The organism is Streptomyces sp. NPDC031340 (assembly GCF_055569945.1).
This window is the reverse complement of the sequence record NZ_JBVIIE010000054.1, coordinates 43,128-59,461: the sequence shown is the minus strand read 5'-3', so window position 1 is coordinate 59,461 and position 16,334 is coordinate 43,128. Positions and strand designations below refer to the sequence as shown.

Below are 16,334 nucleotides of genomic sequence, written 5' to 3'. Positions count from 1 at the left end.
CAGGGGCAGTGGTTCGGAGGCGGTGACCAGTTCCCGCAGCGGATGCCGGGCCAGCACCGCGTCCACCTCCGGCGTCAACGCCGCCGCCAGCCGGGTGGCCACCGGCAGCGAGTCGTCGTCCAGGGTCTCCGCGGCCGCCAGCACCGCGGCGCGCGCCGGCCCCTCGGGCACCCCGGCCGCTGCCCGCCGGTACAGCTCGCCGCCCTCCTCCAGGACCAGCCCGGTGTCGATGCCGGCCGGGACCTTGATGCGGGCGCGGTGCCGCCAGGCGGTGACCGGGTCGCTCCAGGCCTCCACGTGGTAGCTCCAGCGGCCCGGGGCGCCGGGGGTGACGGTGGCGCCCCAGCGGTCGGTGCCGGGCGTCAGCTCCCGCATCGGCGTCCACGGGCCAGGACGGCCCTCCGGATCGGTCAGGACGACGTTCGCGGCGACGGCGGCGTGCCCCTCGCCGAACACGGTCGCCGTGACCTCGAACGACTCGCCCACGACCGCCTTCGCCGGGTGCCTGCCGCACTCGACGAGGGGCCGGACGTCGCGTACCGGGATGCGGCCGATGGCCTGGGACCAGCTCATGGGTGTCACCTCCGCCGTGCTCGAGGCCGGACCCGTTGGCCCGGCCGGGGGGTACAAGCTGCGCCGGAAGGATCTGCCTCCGCGCGGGGTTGCCGACTGCGCGGGGCGGATCCGCCTTCGCGCGGGGTTGCTGACTGCGCGGTGTCTACCTCCGGGCGGGGGTACGGCGCGCCGCCGCGGGCGGACCGCGCCGGCCGGTGAGGGCCGTGCCGGTCCGGTCGTCCTCGTCCCGCAGGTAGGAGATCAGGGTGGTGCGCAGATAGCGTTCGGCCGCGTCCGCGGCCTCGCGGGCGCAGCGCTTCCCCATGAGCACGCAGAGGGTGTAGCCGGAGTCCTCGAAGAGGGCCCGCACCCCGCGGTCCGCCGGGGAAGCGAGCATCGCGCGTTCCCAGGCCCGGTAGCGCCGCAGTTGCCGGGCGACTTCGGCCTTGGCCGGTAGCAGCATGGCGCCGTTCACCTCCCGGGGCTCGATGGCTCGTCTCCCGACCGTCGGGCGGTGACCGGGCGCGGGCGCGCACGGTCCGTTACGGGCAATCGAGGTCTTCACACATGGTGCACGGGTGACGACACAGCGTCTTGTTGGCGATTCAACCATCTCTTCGGCCGCTCGTGTTGCACGAATGGCGTACCGCTCTCACTCTTGAGGTGACTCAGGAGCGATAAGCGCTCACGCTCCGCGTTCGGGGCCCGTCCCGCGGGGACGGGGAGGAGCGGGGGCTTCGCCGGTGAGGAGCCAACGAGATGAAGACCGCAGTGCCCTGCTACTACCACCTCGACGTGGAAGTCAGCCCCGAACGGGTCGGACAGGTCAGGCGCATCCTGGCCGCTCACCTCCGGTTCTGGAACCTCGACAACCTCGTCGAGCCCGTCTGCCACGGCACCGAGCTGCTGCTCGAGGCCATCGACGAGCACGCCACCGACAAGAACACCTCCATCGAGATGTGGTGGAGCGGCCAGCACCTGATCACCGCCGTCGGCGGCAACGACTCCCAACTGCGCCCGGACCTGGACCTGCGGAGCTGCCTGCAGTGGATCGCCGCCATGAGCGACGGATGGGGCTGCTGCGCCACCGACAACGGCAGCAAGGTCATCTGGTTCTCGCAGCGCGCCCGCGCCGGCGAACGCGTCCCGCTCGTCCCCACGGCGCCCGCGCCGAGCCTGCGCGAGGGGCTCCAGGTGCCCCGCGAGCTCCCGGTCGTCGCACTGGCCGGCGCGGCCGACGGCACCGGCGTCCTCCAGGACGCCCGGTGACGGCCAAGCGACGGCGCAAGGCAGGGGTGCCCGTGTGGAGCGGGCACCCCTACCCGTTGGGCGCCTCCTTCGACGGCGAGGGCACCAACTTCGCCCTGTTCAGCGAGGTCGCCGAACACGTCGAACTGGTCCTCGTCGACGACGGCGGAGGCGAACGCCGAGTCCCGGTCGCGGAGGCCGACGGGTTCGTCTGGCACTGCTACCTGCCGGGCGTCGGGCCGGGCCAGCGCTACGGCTACCGGGTGCACGGGCCCTGGCATCCGGAACTGGGCCACCGCTGCAATCCGGCGAAGCTGCTCCTCGACCCGTACACCCGCGCGGTGGACGGGCAGGTGGACGATCACCCCTCCCTCTTCGAACGGGCCTCGCACGGCCGGTCCCGGGCCGACAGCGCCGGGCACACCATGCTCGGCGTGGTGACCGACCCGGCCTTCGACTGGGGCGCCGACCGGCCGCCCGACCGGCCGTACGCCGACACGGTGATCTACGAGGCCCACGTCAAGGGCCTCACCCGCACCCACCCCGAGGTGCCCGACGACCTCCGCGGTACCTACGCCGGCCTGGCCCACCCCGCGGTCCTGGAGCACCTGACCTCGCTGGGGGTGACCGCGGTGGAGCTGATGCCGGTGCACCAGTACGTGCAGGACGGTGTGCTGCGGGGCCGCGGGCTGTCCAACTACTGGGGCTACAACACGATCGGCTTCTTCGCCCCGCACAACGGCTACGCCGCCCGCGGCAGTCGCGGGCAGCAGGTCACCGAGTTCAAGTCGATGGTGAAGGCGCTGCACGCGGCCGGCCTGGAAGTGATCCTGGACGTCGTCTACAACCACACCGCCGAGGGCAACGAGCGGGGCCCCACCCTGTCCTTCCGCGGCATCGACAACGCCTCGTACTACCGCCTGGTGGACGGCGACTGGAAGCACTACTACGACACCACGGGCACCGGCAACAGCCTGCTGATGCGGCACCCCTACGTGCTCCAGCTGATCATGGACTCGCTGCGGTACTGGGTCACCGAGATGCACGTCGACGGCTTCCGCTTCGACCTCGCGGCCACGCTGGCGCGGCAGTTCCACGAGGTCGACCGGCTGTCGGCGTTCTTCGACCTCATCCAGCAGGACCCGGTGATCAGCCGGGTCAAGCTGATCGCGGAACCCTGGGACGTCGGCGAGGGCGGCTACCAGGTGGGCAACTTCCCGCCGCTGTGGTCGGAGTGGAACGGCAAGTACCGTGACGCCGTACGGGACTTCTGGCGCGGGGAGCCGCACACCCTCGGCGAGTTCGCCTCCCGGCTGACCGGCTCGTCCGACCTGTACCAGCACAACCGGCGCCGCCCGCGCGCCAGCGTCAACTTCGTGACCGCGCACGACGGGTTCACCCTGCGCGACCTCGTCTCGTACAACGACAAGCACAACGAGGCCAACGGCGAGGACAACCAGGACGGCGAGAGCCACAACCGGTCCTGGAACTGCGGCGTGGAGGGAGAGACGGACCGTCCCGCCGTCCTCGAACTGCGCGCCCGCCAGCAGCGCAACTTCCTCACCACGCTGCTGCTGTCGCAGGGCATCCCGATGCTGTCCCACGGCGACGAACTCGGCCGCACCCAGGGCGGCAACAACAACGCCTACTGCCAGGACAACGAGGTCTCCTGGATCGACTGGCGGCTCACCGAGGAGCAGCGCGGCCTGGCGGACTTCACCCGGTACCTCATCGGGCTGCGCCGCGCCCACCCCGTGCTGCGCCGCCGCCGGTTCTTCCGCGGGGAGACCGTCCGGCGCGCCGGCCAGCCGCTGCCGGACCTGGTGTGGCTGGCGCCGGACGCGCGGGAGATGACGGACGAGGACTGGCAGCGGCCCGACGCGCACTCCGTCGGAGTCTTCCTGAACGGCGACGCCATCGCCGAACTCGACGCGCGCGGGCGGCGCGTGGTGGACGACTCCTTCCTGCTGCTGTTCAACAGCTACTGGGAGCCGGTGCCGTTCCGGCTGCCCGACGTCGCCTACGGCGAGCGCTGGAGGACACTCCTCGACACGGCCGAGGAGGCGCAGGGCGCCCCCGACGAGGTGGAGCACAAGGCGGGCACGGAGATGACCGTCGAGCCGCGCAGCCTCGTCGTACTCTCCCGTCCCTCCCGCACCGCACGCTGACACGCGCGTGCGCGTGCGATGCGACGGGCACGCGCCACCCGGCGCGCGCCCGTCCCGAGCACTGCGGCCTTCCGGCCTGGCGGCCTTCCGGCCTGGCGGCCTTCCGGCACTCGCGGTGGTTGCGGTGTGGGTGTGCTCGCGGCTTGCGGTGGCTGTGCTCGCGGCTTGCGGTGCTTGCCGGGCGCGGTGTGAGCGTGTTGGCGGGGCCCGGTGTGTCCGCGGTGGCGGTGCGGTGCTCGGGGCGGGGGTGGGCTCTCAGTGCTCGCGGCGGGAGGTCACCGTGAACTGGGCGCCGTCGCGGTCGCGCAGGACGGCCTCGTCGCTGCCCTTCGACAGGACGCCGCCGCCGTGCCGCTCCGCGGCCCCGACGCAGGCTTCGACGTCCACGACGGCGAAGTGGACCTGCCAGTGGGGCCGGATCGTCGGGTCGGGGGCCGCCTCCAGGGCGCCCGACTCGATGCGTGCCACCACGACGCCCTGGCTGCGCAGCACGACCTCCTCGCCCTCGTAGCCGACCTCGCAGCAGCCGGGCCGCCCCGTAGCCCAGTCGAGGACCTCGCCGTAGAAGATCGCGGAGTCGAAGGCGTCACGCGTGTGGAGCCGGATGAAGGTCGGGGCCGCACGGCGCCAGCTCTCCCACTCCGAGACCAGTTCCCCCTCCCAGATCCCGAACGTCGCGCCGTCCCGGTCGGCCAGCAGCGCCGCCCGGCCGGGCGGGAAGGAGATCGGCCCCACCGCCGCCGTGCCGCCGCGCTCCTGTGCCCGGGCCACGGCCTGGTCCGCAGCGGGCACGGCGAAGTACGGCGTCCATGTCACGACCATCTGCCACATGGTGGCGACGGCGGCGATCCCGGCGACGGGCGTGCCGTCCGCGAGGGCGATCCGGAAGTGCTCGCCCAGCTTGGCCGCCCGCCACCGCCAGCCGAACACGGCCGTGTAGAACTCCTCGGTGGCGCGCAGGTCGCGGCTGGTCAGACTCACCCAGCAGGGGGCGCCGAACACGGAGTGCGAGGAGATGACGCTCGTCGCAGGGCCGGGGCGCGTGATGTCGTGGTTCATGGCTCACGTCCAGGTCTCGTCCACCGGCGGCCACCGGTCTGCCTGCCACCAGTGTCCAACCGGAACGGCTCTCCGCGCCTGTCGAGTACCCCGGCGAAGGGGCCGAAACGGCGGCCCCCGCCGGGCGGCTCCCCGGTGGCGGGCGTCCGCGCGAGTGACGAGCATGGAAGGGCCGGACACCAGTACGCGAGCGGCCGGCGGGAGGTGGCCATGCCCGTGGACGGGGGCTCGGACCGGATCGTCGAGCTGCAGCAGGAAGTCGACCAGCTGAAGGAAGCGGTCGCCTCGCACGCCGTCGTGGACCAGGCGATCGGCATGGTCGTCGCCCTCGGCCGGCTGTCGCCGGACGAGGGCTGGCAGGTGCTGAAAGACATCTCCCAGCACACGAACATCAAATTGCGCAATATCGCGGAATTGATTCTCATCTGGGGCCGCAACGGAACACTGCCCCCGGAAATACGCACGGAATTGGAAGAGGCGCTGGACCGCTACGGCCCCACGCAGATCCCCGGCGCCCCGCCGCAGTGACGGGACGCCCGCCGCCCGCTCCCGGGCCGCTTCACGGCTCAGCCGGGAAGCGGCCCGGGCCGGGTCCGTGCTTCTGCCTGTGCCTCTGCTGCCTGCGTCTGCGTCTGCGTCTGCGGCTGTGCCTGCGCCTTCGTCTCGCTGAGGAGTTCCCTGCGCAGCTCCGCGAAGCAGCCGCTGAGCAGACGTGAGACGTGCATCTGCGAGATGCCGAGCTGCTGCGCGATGCTGCTCTGCGTCATGCCTTTGAAGAAGCGCAGGTACAGGATGGTCCGCTCGCGCTCCGGGAGGGCCTGCAGACAGGGGGCGACGGCCACCCGGTCGACGACGACGTCGTAGGCCGGGTCGGACCCGCCGACGGTGTCGCTCAGGGCGTACCCGTCGGTGCCCGGCACCTCGGCGTCCAGGGACAGCGCGGAGAAGCACTCCAGGGCCTCCATGCCGGTGCGCACCTCGCTCTCCTCCAGGCGCGTGTACGCGGCGATCTCGGCGACGGTCGGGGCGTGTCCGGGGGTCGTCTGCGACAGCTCCTTCGCCGCGTGCCGCACCCGGTTGCGCAGGTCCTGGACCCGGCGCGGCACGTGCAGGGTCCACATGTGGTCACGGAAGTGGCGCTTGATCTCACCGGTCACGGTCGGCACCGCGTACGCCTCGAAGGCGTGGCCGCGTGCCGGATCGTAGTGGTCGACGGCCTTGACCAGGCCGAGGGCGGCGACCTGGTACAGGTCTTCGAGAGCCTCACCGCGTCCCTTGAATCGGACCGCGATCCGTTCGGCCATGGGCAGCCAGGCCTGGACCAGCTCGTCCCTGAGCTCCTTGCGCTGCGGGCCTTCCGGCAGCCGCGCGAGCCGTTCGAAGGCACGGGCGGTGTCGGGCGCGTCGTCGTGCGGATGCGGCGTGGTTCCGGTGGTGACGCGCATGGGCGCACCTCCCTCGGCCGGTGCTGTGTGGACAGACACCACGGGAGAGGCGGGCATGGACCTGACGGAGGGCATCCGGGGCCTGCTGCCGGCTTCCGTGGACGTGCCTCCGGTCCGAAGCACTGCGATGGGCATTCCCGCCCGAAGAGATTCCAAAACAATTCAGTCAATACGGTGACGCAAGGCGACCGGGCGACCCTGAATCGTCGCGGAAATGGCCCGGATCGCCACGGACTGAAATCGCGGGAATTCGTCACGTGAAATCCGCGGCGCTCGCGGACGTGACGCACGGTTTGACCAACCTGTGGGATCCCTTACCTCTGCTACAGAGGTAATCTGCCGATGTGGAAGACGCGGAACCGGAGGCCTTCCCCGACGCGTTGATCGACGCGCTCGTCGGCGTCCAGCGGCGCACCCGGCGCCGGCTGCGGCGGCAGATCGACCCGCAGTTGCGCGGTGCCGAGGTGGAGCTGCTGCGCCTGGTCGTGACGCGGCCCGGCATCGGCATCTCGGACGCCGCCAGGGAGCTGCACCTCGCCGGCAACTCCGTGTCGACGCTGGTCAACCAGCTGTCCCGGCAGGGCTTCCTGCTCCGCGAGACCGACCCCGCCGACCGGCGGGCGGCCCGGCTGCTGCCGACGCCCGCGGCCGGCGCCCGGCTCGGCGAGTGGCGCAGACGACGCGCGGAACTCGTGCGGGGCGCGCTGTCCGGCCTCGACGAGGCGGACCGGGAGGTGCTGCGCGCGGCCGTCCCGGCCCTGCGCAAACTGGCCGGCAACCTGCGCGAGGAGGCCGAGGAGTCATGACGGAAGACCGCGGCTGCGGGCATCCCGAGGCCGTCACCTGCACGGGTCTCGTGTACGCCTTCGGCGACACGAAAGCGGTGGACGGGCTGGAGCTGACGGTGCGGAAGGGCGAGGTCTTCGGACTGCTCGGCCCGAACGGCGCCGGGAAGACCACCGCGATCCGCTGCATCACCACCCTCCTGCCGGTGCCGACCGGCAGGGTGCGGGTCTTCGGCCACGACGCGGCCCGGGAACGGATGGCGGTGCGGCGCCTGCTGGGCTACGTGCCCCAGCAACTGTCCGCCGACGCGGGCCTCACCGGCCGCGAGAACGTGGTCCTGTTCGCCCGCGTCTTCGACGTGCCCCGCCGCGAGCGCGCCGAGCGCGTCGGGCAGGCGCTGGCCGCCGTCGGTCTCGCCGAGGCCGCCGACCGGCTCGTCGGCACCTACTCCGGCGGCATGGTCCGTCGTCTGGAACTCGCGCAGGCCCTGGTCAGCGCCCCCCGCCTGCTCATCCTGGACGAGCCGACCATCGGACTGGACCCCATCGCCCGTACCGGCGTGTGGGAGCACATCAACGCCGTGCGCGCCGCCACCGGCATGACCGTCCTGGTGACCACCCACTACATGGACGAGGCCGACCGGTACTGCGACCGCGTCGGCCTGATGCACCGCGGCCGCATCCGGGCCCTCGGCACCCCCGGCGAACTGCGGCAGGGCCTCGCCGAGCGCCGGGGCACGGACACCCTGCCGACCCTGGAGGACGTCTTCCGCGACGTCGCCGGCAGCGGTCTGGAAGACCAGTCAGGAGATTTCCGCGATGTCCGAAGCACCCGCCGCACCGCAGGCCGCGTCGGCTGACCGCGCCCGAGCCGAAGGCATCGGCCTGCTGCTGAAGCCTCCCGCGCCCCGAGCGGGCTGGCGGCTGCTGCCCGCCCGGGTCGTGGCGATGTGCGCGGTCGAACTGCAGAAGCTGCGCCACGACCGGACCGAGCTGTACACCCGCGCGGTCCAGCCCGCCCTGTGGCTGCTGATCTTCGGTCAGACCTTCACCCGCCTCAAGGCGATCCCCACCGGCGGCATCCCCTACATCGACTTTCTGGCGCCCGGCATCATCGCCCAGTCCGCGATGTTCATCGCGATCTTCTACGGCATCCAGATCATCTGGGAACGGGACGCCGGCATCCTCAACAAGCTGCTGGTCACGCCGACCCCGCGCTCGGCGTTGATCACCGGCAAGGCGTTCGCGGCGGGCGTGAAATCGCTGGTCCAGGCGGTCGTCGTGGTGCTCATCGCCGCCGTGCTCGGGGTGGCGCTGACCTGGAACCCGCTGAAGCTGCTCGGCGTCGCCGCGGTCGTGGTCCTCGGATCGGCCTTCTTCGCCTGCCTGTCCATGACCATCGCCGGCATCGTGCTCAGCCGCGACCGCCTCATGGGTTTCGGGCAGGCCATCACCATGCCGCTGTTCTTCGCCTCCAACGCCCTGTACCCGGTCTCCCTGATGCCCGGCTGGCTCCAGGCCGTCAGCACGGCCAACCCGCTGAGCTATCAGGTGGACGCCCTGCGCGGCCTGCTGCTGGGCACGCACGCGCACCTCGCGCTCGACTTCGGGGTGCTCGTCGTGGCCGCCGCGCTCGGCATCACCGCGGCGTCCTCGCTCCTCGGCCGGCTGGCCCGCTGAGGGTACGGCCGAACGTGATGTGCGGCACGCGCGCGCCCGGGTGTGTCGGGGCGCACCCGGCGATTGTTCCTGCGCACGGCTTGATCAGCGATCAAAGGGGGTGAACCGGCTGCCCACAGCGCATTCCGCTCATTTGACAGTGCACTGAGCCCACAGATAGGAAGCAGCTCTCTGAGGTCGAGAGGTGGATCGTGTACGAGCCCAACGTGGTCGGGGACTGGCAGGAGTACGACGAGCATGCCGGTCTGCGTGTCCGCGTCCACCGTCTCGAGGCCGCCGAGCCACCGCGGGGACGTGACGACGCGGCCGCCGGGCTGACCTACTTCAGCCTCCGCGTCACCGTCGAGAACCGGGGCAGCCGGAACGTCGGCATCCACCTGGAGGACGGCCAGATCGACGTGCGGACCGGTCCGGACGGCGAGGCCGCGTTCATCGACTGGCGCAACTCGCAGTTCGTCGAGGGCTTCGACGTCTATCCGCTGCGCCGGGTCACCGCCGTGCTGTACGCGGCCGGACCGGAGACGTCGCTGAGCCAGATCGACGTGCAGGTGCAGCTGCGGGCCGACGAGGAGTGGGCCGACCGCCGGATGTGGGTGGGCGGCATCGGACTGCACGAGCAGGGCGCCGGCGCGGCCCCGGGCGCCGGCCGCGACTGCCTGGCCCACCAGGTGAGCAACTACCTGCGGGACCAGGCGGAGAAGGGCACCGCCTGATCCCGTACGCCGGCGTGCGGGACGCCGCCGAGGTTCCGCGCGCCTCGGTGCGGGACGCCGTCGAGGTTCCCGCGCCTCAGTGCGGGATGCCGTCGATGATCTCGCGGGCGCCCTGGCGCAGCAGGGCTACGGCGACCGACGTGCCCAGGGTGGCCGGGTCGAGCCGTCCCGCCCACTCGTGGGCGTTCAGCCGGGTCTTGCCGTCCGGGGTGAACACGCAGGCGCTCAGGGACAGTTCACCGCTGCGGTCCACGCGCGCGTACCCGGCGATCGGGCTGTTGCAGTGGCCCTGCAGCACGTGCAGGAACATCCGCTCGGCCGCGGCTTCGCGGTGCGTGTCCGGGTCGCCGAGCCCGCTGACCGCGTCGATGAGGGCCGCGTCGTCCTCCCGGCACTGCAGGGCGAGGATGCCCGCGCCGATCGGCGGCATCATCGTCTCGGGGGAGAGGATCTCGCTGATGACGTCGTCCCGGCCGATGCGCCGCAGGCCGGACACCGCCAGCAGCAGCGCGTCCGCGTCGCCGGCCGCCAGCTTCTCCAGCCGCCGGTTGGCGTTGCCGCGGAAGGGCACACACTCCAGGTGCGGGTGGGTGGCGGCGAGCTGGGCGACCCGGCGCACCGAGGAGGTGCCGATCCGGGTTCCCTCGGGCAGCTCGTCCAGGGTGAGGCCGTCCGGGTGGACCAGGGCGTCGCGGATGTCGTCGCGTTCGAGGAACGCGGCGAACGTCGTCCCGGCCGGCAGCGGCCGGTCGGCGGGCACGTCCTTGACGCAGTGCACCGCGAGGTCGGCCTCACCGGCCAGCAGCGCGGCGTCCACCTCCTTGGTGAAGGCGCCCTTGCCCTCGACCTGCGAGAGGTCACCGAGCCACTTGTCACCGGTCGTCCGCACGGGCACGACCTCGGTGCGCACACCCGGGTGAAGGGCAGTCAGTTCCGCTCGGACGCGCTCCACCTGGGCGAGCGCCATCGGCGAGTCGCGGGAGACGATCCGGATCAGTTCGGGTACGGACATGCGGACACGATAGACCCTCGGACGCCAACTGCCGTGCGCCACCGCCCGGTCGGCCGCCCGGCGCTCAGCGGCGCAGCACCGTCTCGCGCTGCATGCGCGACAGTTTCTCCGGGTTGCGCACGGCGTACAGCCCGGTGACGAGGCCGTCGTCGACGCGCACCGCCACCACGGTGTCGATCGCGCCGTCCATCCGCAGCACCAGCGCCGGACAGGCGTTGACCTGCGCCGGCCGCAGCGACGCCGCGGTGATCCGGCCCAGGCCGCCCGCCAGCAGCCGGGCCACCTTGTCGGCGCCCCTGACCGGCTGCGGCACGGCCTGCTTGATCCCGCCGCCGTCGCCCAGGAACACGACGTCCGGCGCGAGGATGTCGACCAGGCACTGCAGGTCGCCGGTCTCCACCGCGTGCCGGAACGCGTCGAGCGCGCTGCGGGTCTCGGCGGGGGAGACCGTCCCGCGCGGCCGGCGCGCGGCGACGTGCGTCCGCGCCCGGTGCGCGATCTGCCGTACGGCCGCCGGGCTCTTGTCGACGGCCTCGGCGATCTCGTCGTAGCCGACGTCGAACACCTCGCGCAGCACGAACACCGCCCGTTCGGTGGGCGCGAGGGTCTCCAGCACCAGCAGCATCGCCATCGACACGCTGTCGGCGAGCTCGACGTCCTCGGCCACGTCGGGCGCGGTGAGCAGCGGCTCGGGCAGCCAGGTGCCGACGTAGGACTCCTTGCGGCGGCCGAGCGCGCGCAGCCGGGTCAGTGCCTGGCGGGTGGTGATCCGCACCAGGTACGCGCGCGGCTCCCGCACCGCGGCGAGATCGACGCCCGCCCAGCGCAGCCAGGTCTCCTGGAGGACGTCCTCGGCGTCGGCGGCCGAGCCGAGCATCTCGTAGGCGACCGTGAAGAGCAGGTTGCGGTGGGTGACGAACGCGTCGGTGGCGGCGTCCGCGCCGCCCGTGCCGTCCGTGCTGTCCGCGGGTTGCCCGGCCGTGTCCCTCGTCCGCTCGCTGTCCTCGCTGGTCACCGGCCGCTCCTGCCTGTCCGTTCCCGACGGTGTCACACGCACAGGACGCCGCGGCCCGCGGATCCGTGACACGCGCCGGCCGTGGCGCACGTCACACGGGCGCCGCCGTCACAGCGAGCGGGGCGCCGGCATCTCGTGTTCGTCCGGTTCACAGCCGACGAGTTCCGGTTCACAGCCGACGAGTTCCTGTTCACCGACCACCAGTTCCGGTTCACCGCCCACGAGTGAGGACGCCGTCATGGACGCCCGTTTCGACATGTTCGCCAACGACATCGCCGCGAATTTCGGCAAGCGTTTCGCCAATGCCGCCATGGTGATCAGCCAGTCACCGCTGCCCGCCTCCACGCAGGAGCTGGTGTCGCTGCGCGCCAGCCAGATCAACGGCTGCGGCTGGTGCGTCGACCTGCACACCAAGGAGGCCGCGGCCGCCGGTGAGAGCGCGGTCCGGCTCCACCTGGTCGCCGCCTGGCGCGAGGCCACCGTGTTCACCGAGGCCGAGCGGGCCGCCCTGGCGTTCGCCGAGGAGGGCACCCGCCTCGCCGACGCCCAGCAGGGCGTCTCCGACGAGACCTGGTCCCAGGTGCGCGAGCACTACGACGACGACCAGACCGCCGCGCTGGTCTGCCTGGTCGCCCTGATCAACGCGGCCAACCGGCTCGCCGTGATCGTGCACCAGAAGGGTGGCTCCTACGAGCCCGGCATGTTCGCCGCCATGCTCGGCTGACCGACCGGCGCCCGCGTCCGGTCCGGGGGACCTTCGCCCCGGCCCGGAGGCGGCGCGCTCCACCGCGGCCCACCGCGCGCTCCGGGCGTGCCGCGGCAGGCGCTCCACCGCGGCCTACCCGCCGTGTTCCACCGGGGCCCGCCGGCCGGCCGCGCGGCCCGCCCGGGGCTCCGGCCGGGCCGGCGCCACGAGCGCCGCCGCGGTGAGCAGCCCGCCGGCCAGGAACGCGCCCCGCACCCCGGCCACGGGCAGCAGGACGCCGCCGAGCAGCGCCCCGGCCGCCACGCCCACGTTGAACGCGGCCGAGTTGGCCGCCAGCGCCGTCTCGGTGCGGCCCGGCGCGACCCGCAGCACCTGACTCTGCGTCGCCATGAACACCGGCCCGACCGAGGCGCCGAGCAGCATCAGCAGCGCGACGGCCACCGCCCGGCCGCTGCCGCCCGCGTACAGCCCGAGCAGGGCCGCCGCCTGCGCCGCCACCGGCACGTTCAGCGTGGCGCGCGGGAACCGGTCCAGCAGCGGCCCGGCCGCGGTCACCCCGGCCAGCCCGGCCACGCCGAACGCGAACAGCACCGCGCTCACCGAGCCCCCGCCGAACCCGCTGACGTCGTTCAGGAAGGCGACGACGTACGTGAAGCCCGTGAACGCGCCCGTCACCGACAGCGCGGTCGTGGCGAGGACGATCAGGAACCGGCGCCGGTCGGGGGCGGCGCCGTACGCCGCGTGACTCTCCTCGGGCCGTGAGGTCGGCAGCAGGGCGGCGACGACGGCGAGCGAGACCAGCGCGAGACAGCCGAGCAGCGCGAACGGCGCCGGCCAGCCGCGGTGTCCGCCCAGCCAGGTCCCCGCCGGCACGCCGAGCACCGTGGCCAGCGACCCGCCGACCGACAGCAGCCCGATGACCCGGCCCCGCCGCTCGGGCGGGAACAGCCCCACCGCGACCGGCCCCGTCACCGCCCAGAACAGCGCCTGCGCGAGCGCCGTCGCCGTCCGCGCCGCCAGCAGCACCCCGTACGAGACGGTGCCCAGCGCCGGGATCCAGCTCGCCACCGCCAGCAGGCCGAGCAGCCCGGCGAGCAGATACCGGCGCGGCACCGAGCGGGTGACGTGCGCGACGGGCAGCGACGCCACCGCCACCGTCAGGCCGTACCCGGTGACCAGCAGGCCCGCCGCGGCGAGCGACACCCGCAGGTCGGCCGCGATCAGCGACAGCAGGCCCACCGGCAGGTTCTCGACGGTGTTGAAGGTGAACGCCGCCAGCATCAGCGCCGCGACGAGGGCTCCCCTGCGCCAGGCGGCCGGACGTCCGCTGCCCATTCAGGTGTCCTCCGGGTAGGTGGGTAGGTGGTCCAGGTGGCCGCCGACGGGGCCGGGACCAGCGTTTCCGGAGGCACGGCGGGGCTTCTACTGTTTCGGTCCGGGCCGAAACAGAAGCCGCGCTCCAGGAGGCCGTGTTGCCGCTCACCCTGCACCTGGGCACCGACGATCTGGCGCGCTGCCGGTTCGCGGTCTCGCCGCTGTGCCAGACCCATGAGGCGCTGCGCATGCTGCGCCGCCCGGCCCGGCACGGCTACCACCGCGCCTGGCTCCGCCGGATGCGCCGCACCCTGGCCGGCCTGGACCTGTCACCCCTGTGGCTGTTCGTCCCGAGCCCCGGCGGCTACACCCCCGACTTCCTCGGCGCGCCCCCCGACGAGCCGTTCCCGTCCATCGACGACGAACTGGCGCGGATGCGCGCCACCGATCCCGCCCTCGCCCGCGCCGAGATGGCCCGATCGCTCGCCTGCACCCCCGGGCTCGCCGAGTCACCCGCGGGCCGCGCCGCCCTCGACGACCCGGCGGGGACCGTCCGGCGCCTGGCCGGCCTCACCGAGCTGGCCTGGCACGCCCTGCTCGCCCCCGACTGGCCGCGCCACCGGGCCGTCCTGGAAGCCGACATCGCCCACCGCTCGCGCCGGGCGGCCGACGGCGGCCTCGACGCGCTGCTCACCGGCCTGCACCCCGGCATCGACTGGGCCGGCCACACCCTCACCCTGCGCATGTACGGCGACCTCGCCGACGCCCAGCGCGCCGACGGGCGCGGCGTCCTGCTCATGCCGAGCGTGTTCGTCTGGCCGGACGTGGTGAGCGGCTTCGCCCGCCCCTGGCAGCCCACGGTCGTCTATCCCGCCCGCGGCATGGGCCGGCTGCACACCGCACCGGCGCCCCGCCCGCCGGAGGCGCTCGCCCGGCTCCTGGGCCGCGGGCGGGCCGCCGTCCTCACCGGCCTGACCGCGCCCGCCTCGACCACGGAACTCGCCCGTCGGCACGGAATGGCCCCGTCCACCGTGTCGGCGCACCTGACGGTCCTGCGCGAGGCGGGCCTGCTCGACGCGCGCCGCCAGGGCTACTACGTGCTGTATGCGCGCACCGCCCTCGGCGACGCCCTGGCCGAGGGCCGTCAGCCCTGATCCTGCGGGAGGGGGCACCGGCGGAGACGGCCGGCGCACACCGCGGCGGACCCGCACGTCCTGCCTGCGTCCACGCGGCGCTGACCCGTGTGTTCTCCGGGGCCGGTGGGGTCCCCGTCGAGTCGTGGTTGCTCTGACTCGGATGCTGACCCTATCCTTGATAAAACGATTGCTCATCCGAAGGAAGGCGCGAGTTGCCCCCTTCGACCGGCGAGGGGACGACATGCTCGGGGCACACGATCTGCCGCTTCACGGCGTGCGCGTCCTGGACTTCAGCCAGTTCCTCGCCGGTCCGGTCGCCGCGCTGCGGCTGGCCGATCTGGGGGCGGACGTCACCAAGATCGAGCGGCCCGGCGTCGGTGAGATCGGCCGCGGACTCGCCTTCGCGGGCAGATGGGCCGACGGTGACACGCTGTCCTTCCACGCGATGAACCGCAACAAGCGGGCGGTCGTCGCGGACTTGAAGGATGCCGCTGACCTGGAGCTGGTCAAGGAGCTGGTCTCCCGGGCGGACGTGCTGATCCAGAACTTCCGGCCGGGCGTGATGGCGCGCCTGGGGCTCGACCACGAGACCCTGCGCGGGATCAACCCCGGTCTGATCTACGTGAGTGCGACCGGCTACGGCGATGAAGGCCCCTGGGCGCGGAGGCCGGGCCAGGACCTGCTCGCACAGTCCGTCTCAGCGCTGCCGTGGGCGGTGACGACGGGGGACCGCCCGGTGCCGATGGGCCTGGCTGTCGCCGACCACTTGATGAGCTGCCACATAGCGCAGGGAGTGACTGCCCTCCTGGTCCGCAAGGCACGCACGGGAGTTGGCGGTCTCGTCGAGACGAGCCTCCTCGAGGCCATGCTCGACTTGCAGTTCGAGCGCCTGACCGCGCGACTCAGCGAAGCCCCGACCCCGGTCCCGGCCGGGGGCGACTCGGCGACTCGGCACGTGCGCGGCCACTCGTCGGCTGTAGCCGGTGTCTTCGCCACGTCCGACGGGCACATCGCACTGGATCACGTACCCATGGATGTGCTCAGCCGCGTCCTCGGCGACTCCGGGCTCACCCGGTACGACGACCCCGACGAGCGGCGGGACGGATGGACCCACCTCGAAGGACCCCTGCGTGCCGCCTTCGCCGTGCGGTCGACGCAGGACTGGGTCGACCTGCTGTCCGGTCAGGACGGCTGGTGCGCTCCGGTCCTGTCCCTCGAGGAACTGCTGGACCACGAGGCCTTCCGGGCAGTCCGCATGACCCAGGAAGTGCTGCGTCCTCCGCGGACTGCCGGCACGGCCCCGGTGAGGGTGGTGACGACCCGGAGTCCCATCCGTATAGACGGCCACCGCCTGGTTTCCGCGAAGGCGGCACCGAGAGTGAGCGAAGACGGCCACGTACGTGACGAGATCATCTCCGATCGCGCCCGTCATACGTCCACCATCACGGGCGAGCGGAACGTCGCACTCGTAGGCCAAGGTGCCGACGATCAGTAGGCT

Annotated in this window: 18 protein-coding genes; 10 read left to right on the top strand and 8 right to left on the bottom strand. The window is 72.8% G+C overall.

Features of this window, described 5'->3' with window-relative positions; translation table 11 throughout:
- Both ACZ5GT_RS32300 and ACZ5GT_RS32295 read right to left on the bottom strand, forming a co-directional pair.
- The coding region (locus ACZ5GT_RS32300) for a maltotransferase domain-containing protein (protein ID WP_469033381.1) at nt 1-573 on the bottom strand (573 nt) is incomplete at its 3' end.
- Nucleotides 574-718: 145 nt separating this feature from the next.
- Nucleotides 719-1,018 carry a DUF5133 domain-containing protein gene (locus ACZ5GT_RS32295; RefSeq protein ID WP_469033380.1) on the bottom strand — a complete coding sequence of 100 codons (300 nt, stop codon included), beginning with the start codon at nt 1,016-1,018 and terminating at the stop codon, nt 719-721.
- Nucleotides 1,019-1,314: 296 nt separating this feature from the next.
- On the opposite strand from ACZ5GT_RS32295, the gene ACZ5GT_RS32290 reads away from it, so the two are divergent.
- Together ACZ5GT_RS32290 and glgX are read left to right on the top strand one after the other, a co-directional pair.
- Entirely contained in the window at nt 1,315-1,824 is a 510-nt protein-coding gene (locus ACZ5GT_RS32290; RefSeq protein ID WP_469033379.1) for a pep a2, read from the top strand.
- Between the two features lie 26 nt (nt 1,825-1,850).
- Nucleotides 1,851-3,971 carry a glycogen debranching protein GlgX gene (glgX, locus tag ACZ5GT_RS32285; RefSeq protein ID WP_469033384.1) on the top strand — a complete coding sequence of 707 codons (2,121 nt, stop codon included), beginning with the start codon at nt 1,851-1,853 and terminating at the stop codon, nt 3,969-3,971.
- A 255-nt stretch (nt 3,972-4,226) separates the two neighbouring features.
- Here the strand turns inward: glgX and ACZ5GT_RS32280 are convergent, their stop codons facing one another.
- Entirely contained in the window at nt 4,227-5,030 is an 804-nt protein-coding gene (locus tag ACZ5GT_RS32280; protein ID WP_469033378.1) for a VOC family protein, read from the bottom strand.
- Between the two features lie 210 nt (nt 5,031-5,240).
- On the opposite strand from ACZ5GT_RS32280, the gene ACZ5GT_RS32275 reads away from it, so the two are divergent.
- On the top strand, nt 5,241-5,558 hold the full coding sequence (locus ACZ5GT_RS32275; RefSeq protein WP_469033377.1) for an ANTAR domain-containing protein: 318 nt from the start codon (nt 5,241-5,243) through the stop codon (nt 5,556-5,558).
- Nucleotides 5,559-5,596: 38 nt separating this feature from the next.
- Here the strand turns inward: ACZ5GT_RS32275 and ACZ5GT_RS32270 are convergent, their stop codons facing one another.
- Complete coding sequence (locus tag ACZ5GT_RS32270) at nt 5,597-6,475, bottom strand: SigB/SigF/SigG family RNA polymerase sigma factor (RefSeq protein ID WP_469033375.1); 879 nt, start codon at nt 6,473-6,475, stop codon at nt 5,597-5,599.
- Between the two features lie 344 nt (nt 6,476-6,819).
- On the opposite strand from ACZ5GT_RS32270, the gene ACZ5GT_RS32265 reads away from it, so the two are divergent.
- The 4 genes from ACZ5GT_RS32265 (at nt 6,820) to ACZ5GT_RS32250 (ending at nt 9,653) form a co-directional block, all read left to right on the top strand.
- A complete protein-coding gene (locus ACZ5GT_RS32265; RefSeq protein WP_469033371.1) occupies nt 6,820-7,281 on the top strand; it encodes a MarR family winged helix-turn-helix transcriptional regulator in 462 nt (153 codons plus the stop codon).
- Nucleotides 7,278-8,120 (top strand): ABC transporter ATP-binding protein, encoded by an 843-nt coding sequence (locus ACZ5GT_RS32260; RefSeq protein WP_469033368.1) that lies wholly within the window; start codon nt 7,278-7,280, stop codon nt 8,118-8,120. Before ACZ5GT_RS32265 ends, ACZ5GT_RS32260 begins: the two co-directional genes overlap by 4 nt.
- Nucleotides 8,080-8,940: an ABC transporter permease gene (locus ACZ5GT_RS32255; protein WP_469033366.1), complete on the top strand. Its 861-nt coding sequence runs from the start codon at nt 8,080-8,082 to the stop codon at nt 8,938-8,940. The genes ACZ5GT_RS32260 and ACZ5GT_RS32255 overlap by 41 nt, the downstream gene beginning before the upstream one ends.
- Nucleotides 8,941-9,131: 191 nt before the next feature.
- Nucleotides 9,132-9,653, top strand: coding sequence for a hypothetical protein (locus tag ACZ5GT_RS32250; protein WP_469033363.1), 522 nt, complete (start codon nt 9,132-9,134; stop codon nt 9,651-9,653).
- Between the two features lie 76 nt (nt 9,654-9,729).
- Here the strand turns inward: ACZ5GT_RS32250 and hemC are convergent, their stop codons facing one another.
- The 3 genes from hemC to ACZ5GT_RS32235 all read right to left on the bottom strand — a co-directional run bounded on the left by hemC (nt 9,730) and on the right by ACZ5GT_RS32235 (nt 11,920).
- Entirely contained in the window at nt 9,730-10,665 is a 936-nt protein-coding gene (gene hemC, locus ACZ5GT_RS32245; protein ID WP_469033360.1) for a hydroxymethylbilane synthase, read from the bottom strand.
- 64 nt (nt 10,666-10,729) lie between these two features.
- The gene (locus ACZ5GT_RS32240) at nt 10,730-11,680 is read right to left on the bottom strand and encodes an RNA polymerase sigma-70 factor (RefSeq protein WP_469033357.1); all 951 of its coding nucleotides are present in this window, start codon (nt 11,678-11,680) and stop codon (nt 10,730-10,732) included.
- Nucleotides 11,681-11,788: 108 nt separating this feature from the next.
- Entirely contained in the window at nt 11,789-11,920 is a 132-nt protein-coding gene (locus ACZ5GT_RS32235; RefSeq protein WP_469033355.1) for a hypothetical protein, read from the bottom strand.
- Between ACZ5GT_RS32235 and ACZ5GT_RS32230 the strand changes: the two genes are divergently transcribed.
- On the top strand, nt 11,919-12,404 hold the full coding sequence (locus tag ACZ5GT_RS32230) for a carboxymuconolactone decarboxylase family protein (protein WP_469033352.1): 486 nt from the start codon (nt 11,919-11,921) through the stop codon (nt 12,402-12,404). The genes ACZ5GT_RS32235 and ACZ5GT_RS32230 overlap by 2 nt on opposite strands.
- A gap of 114 nt (nt 12,405-12,518) precedes the next feature.
- Here the strand turns inward: ACZ5GT_RS32230 and ACZ5GT_RS32225 are convergent, their stop codons facing one another.
- Nucleotides 12,519-13,721, bottom strand: coding sequence for an MFS transporter (locus ACZ5GT_RS32225; RefSeq protein WP_469033348.1), 1,203 nt, complete (start codon nt 13,719-13,721; stop codon nt 12,519-12,521).
- A 137-nt stretch (nt 13,722-13,858) separates the two neighbouring features.
- Here ACZ5GT_RS32225 and ACZ5GT_RS32220 point away from each other — a divergent pair, with 137 nt between their 5' ends.
- Nucleotides 13,859-14,854 (top strand): DUF5937 family protein, encoded by a 996-nt coding sequence (locus ACZ5GT_RS32220; RefSeq protein WP_469033346.1) that lies wholly within the window; start codon nt 13,859-13,861, stop codon nt 14,852-14,854.
- A 223-nt stretch (nt 14,855-15,077) separates the two neighbouring features.
- Nucleotides 15,078-16,331, top strand: coding sequence for a CaiB/BaiF CoA transferase family protein (locus ACZ5GT_RS32215; protein ID WP_469033344.1), 1,254 nt, complete (start codon nt 15,078-15,080; stop codon nt 16,329-16,331).
- Nucleotides 16,332-16,334: the final 3 nt, after the last annotated feature.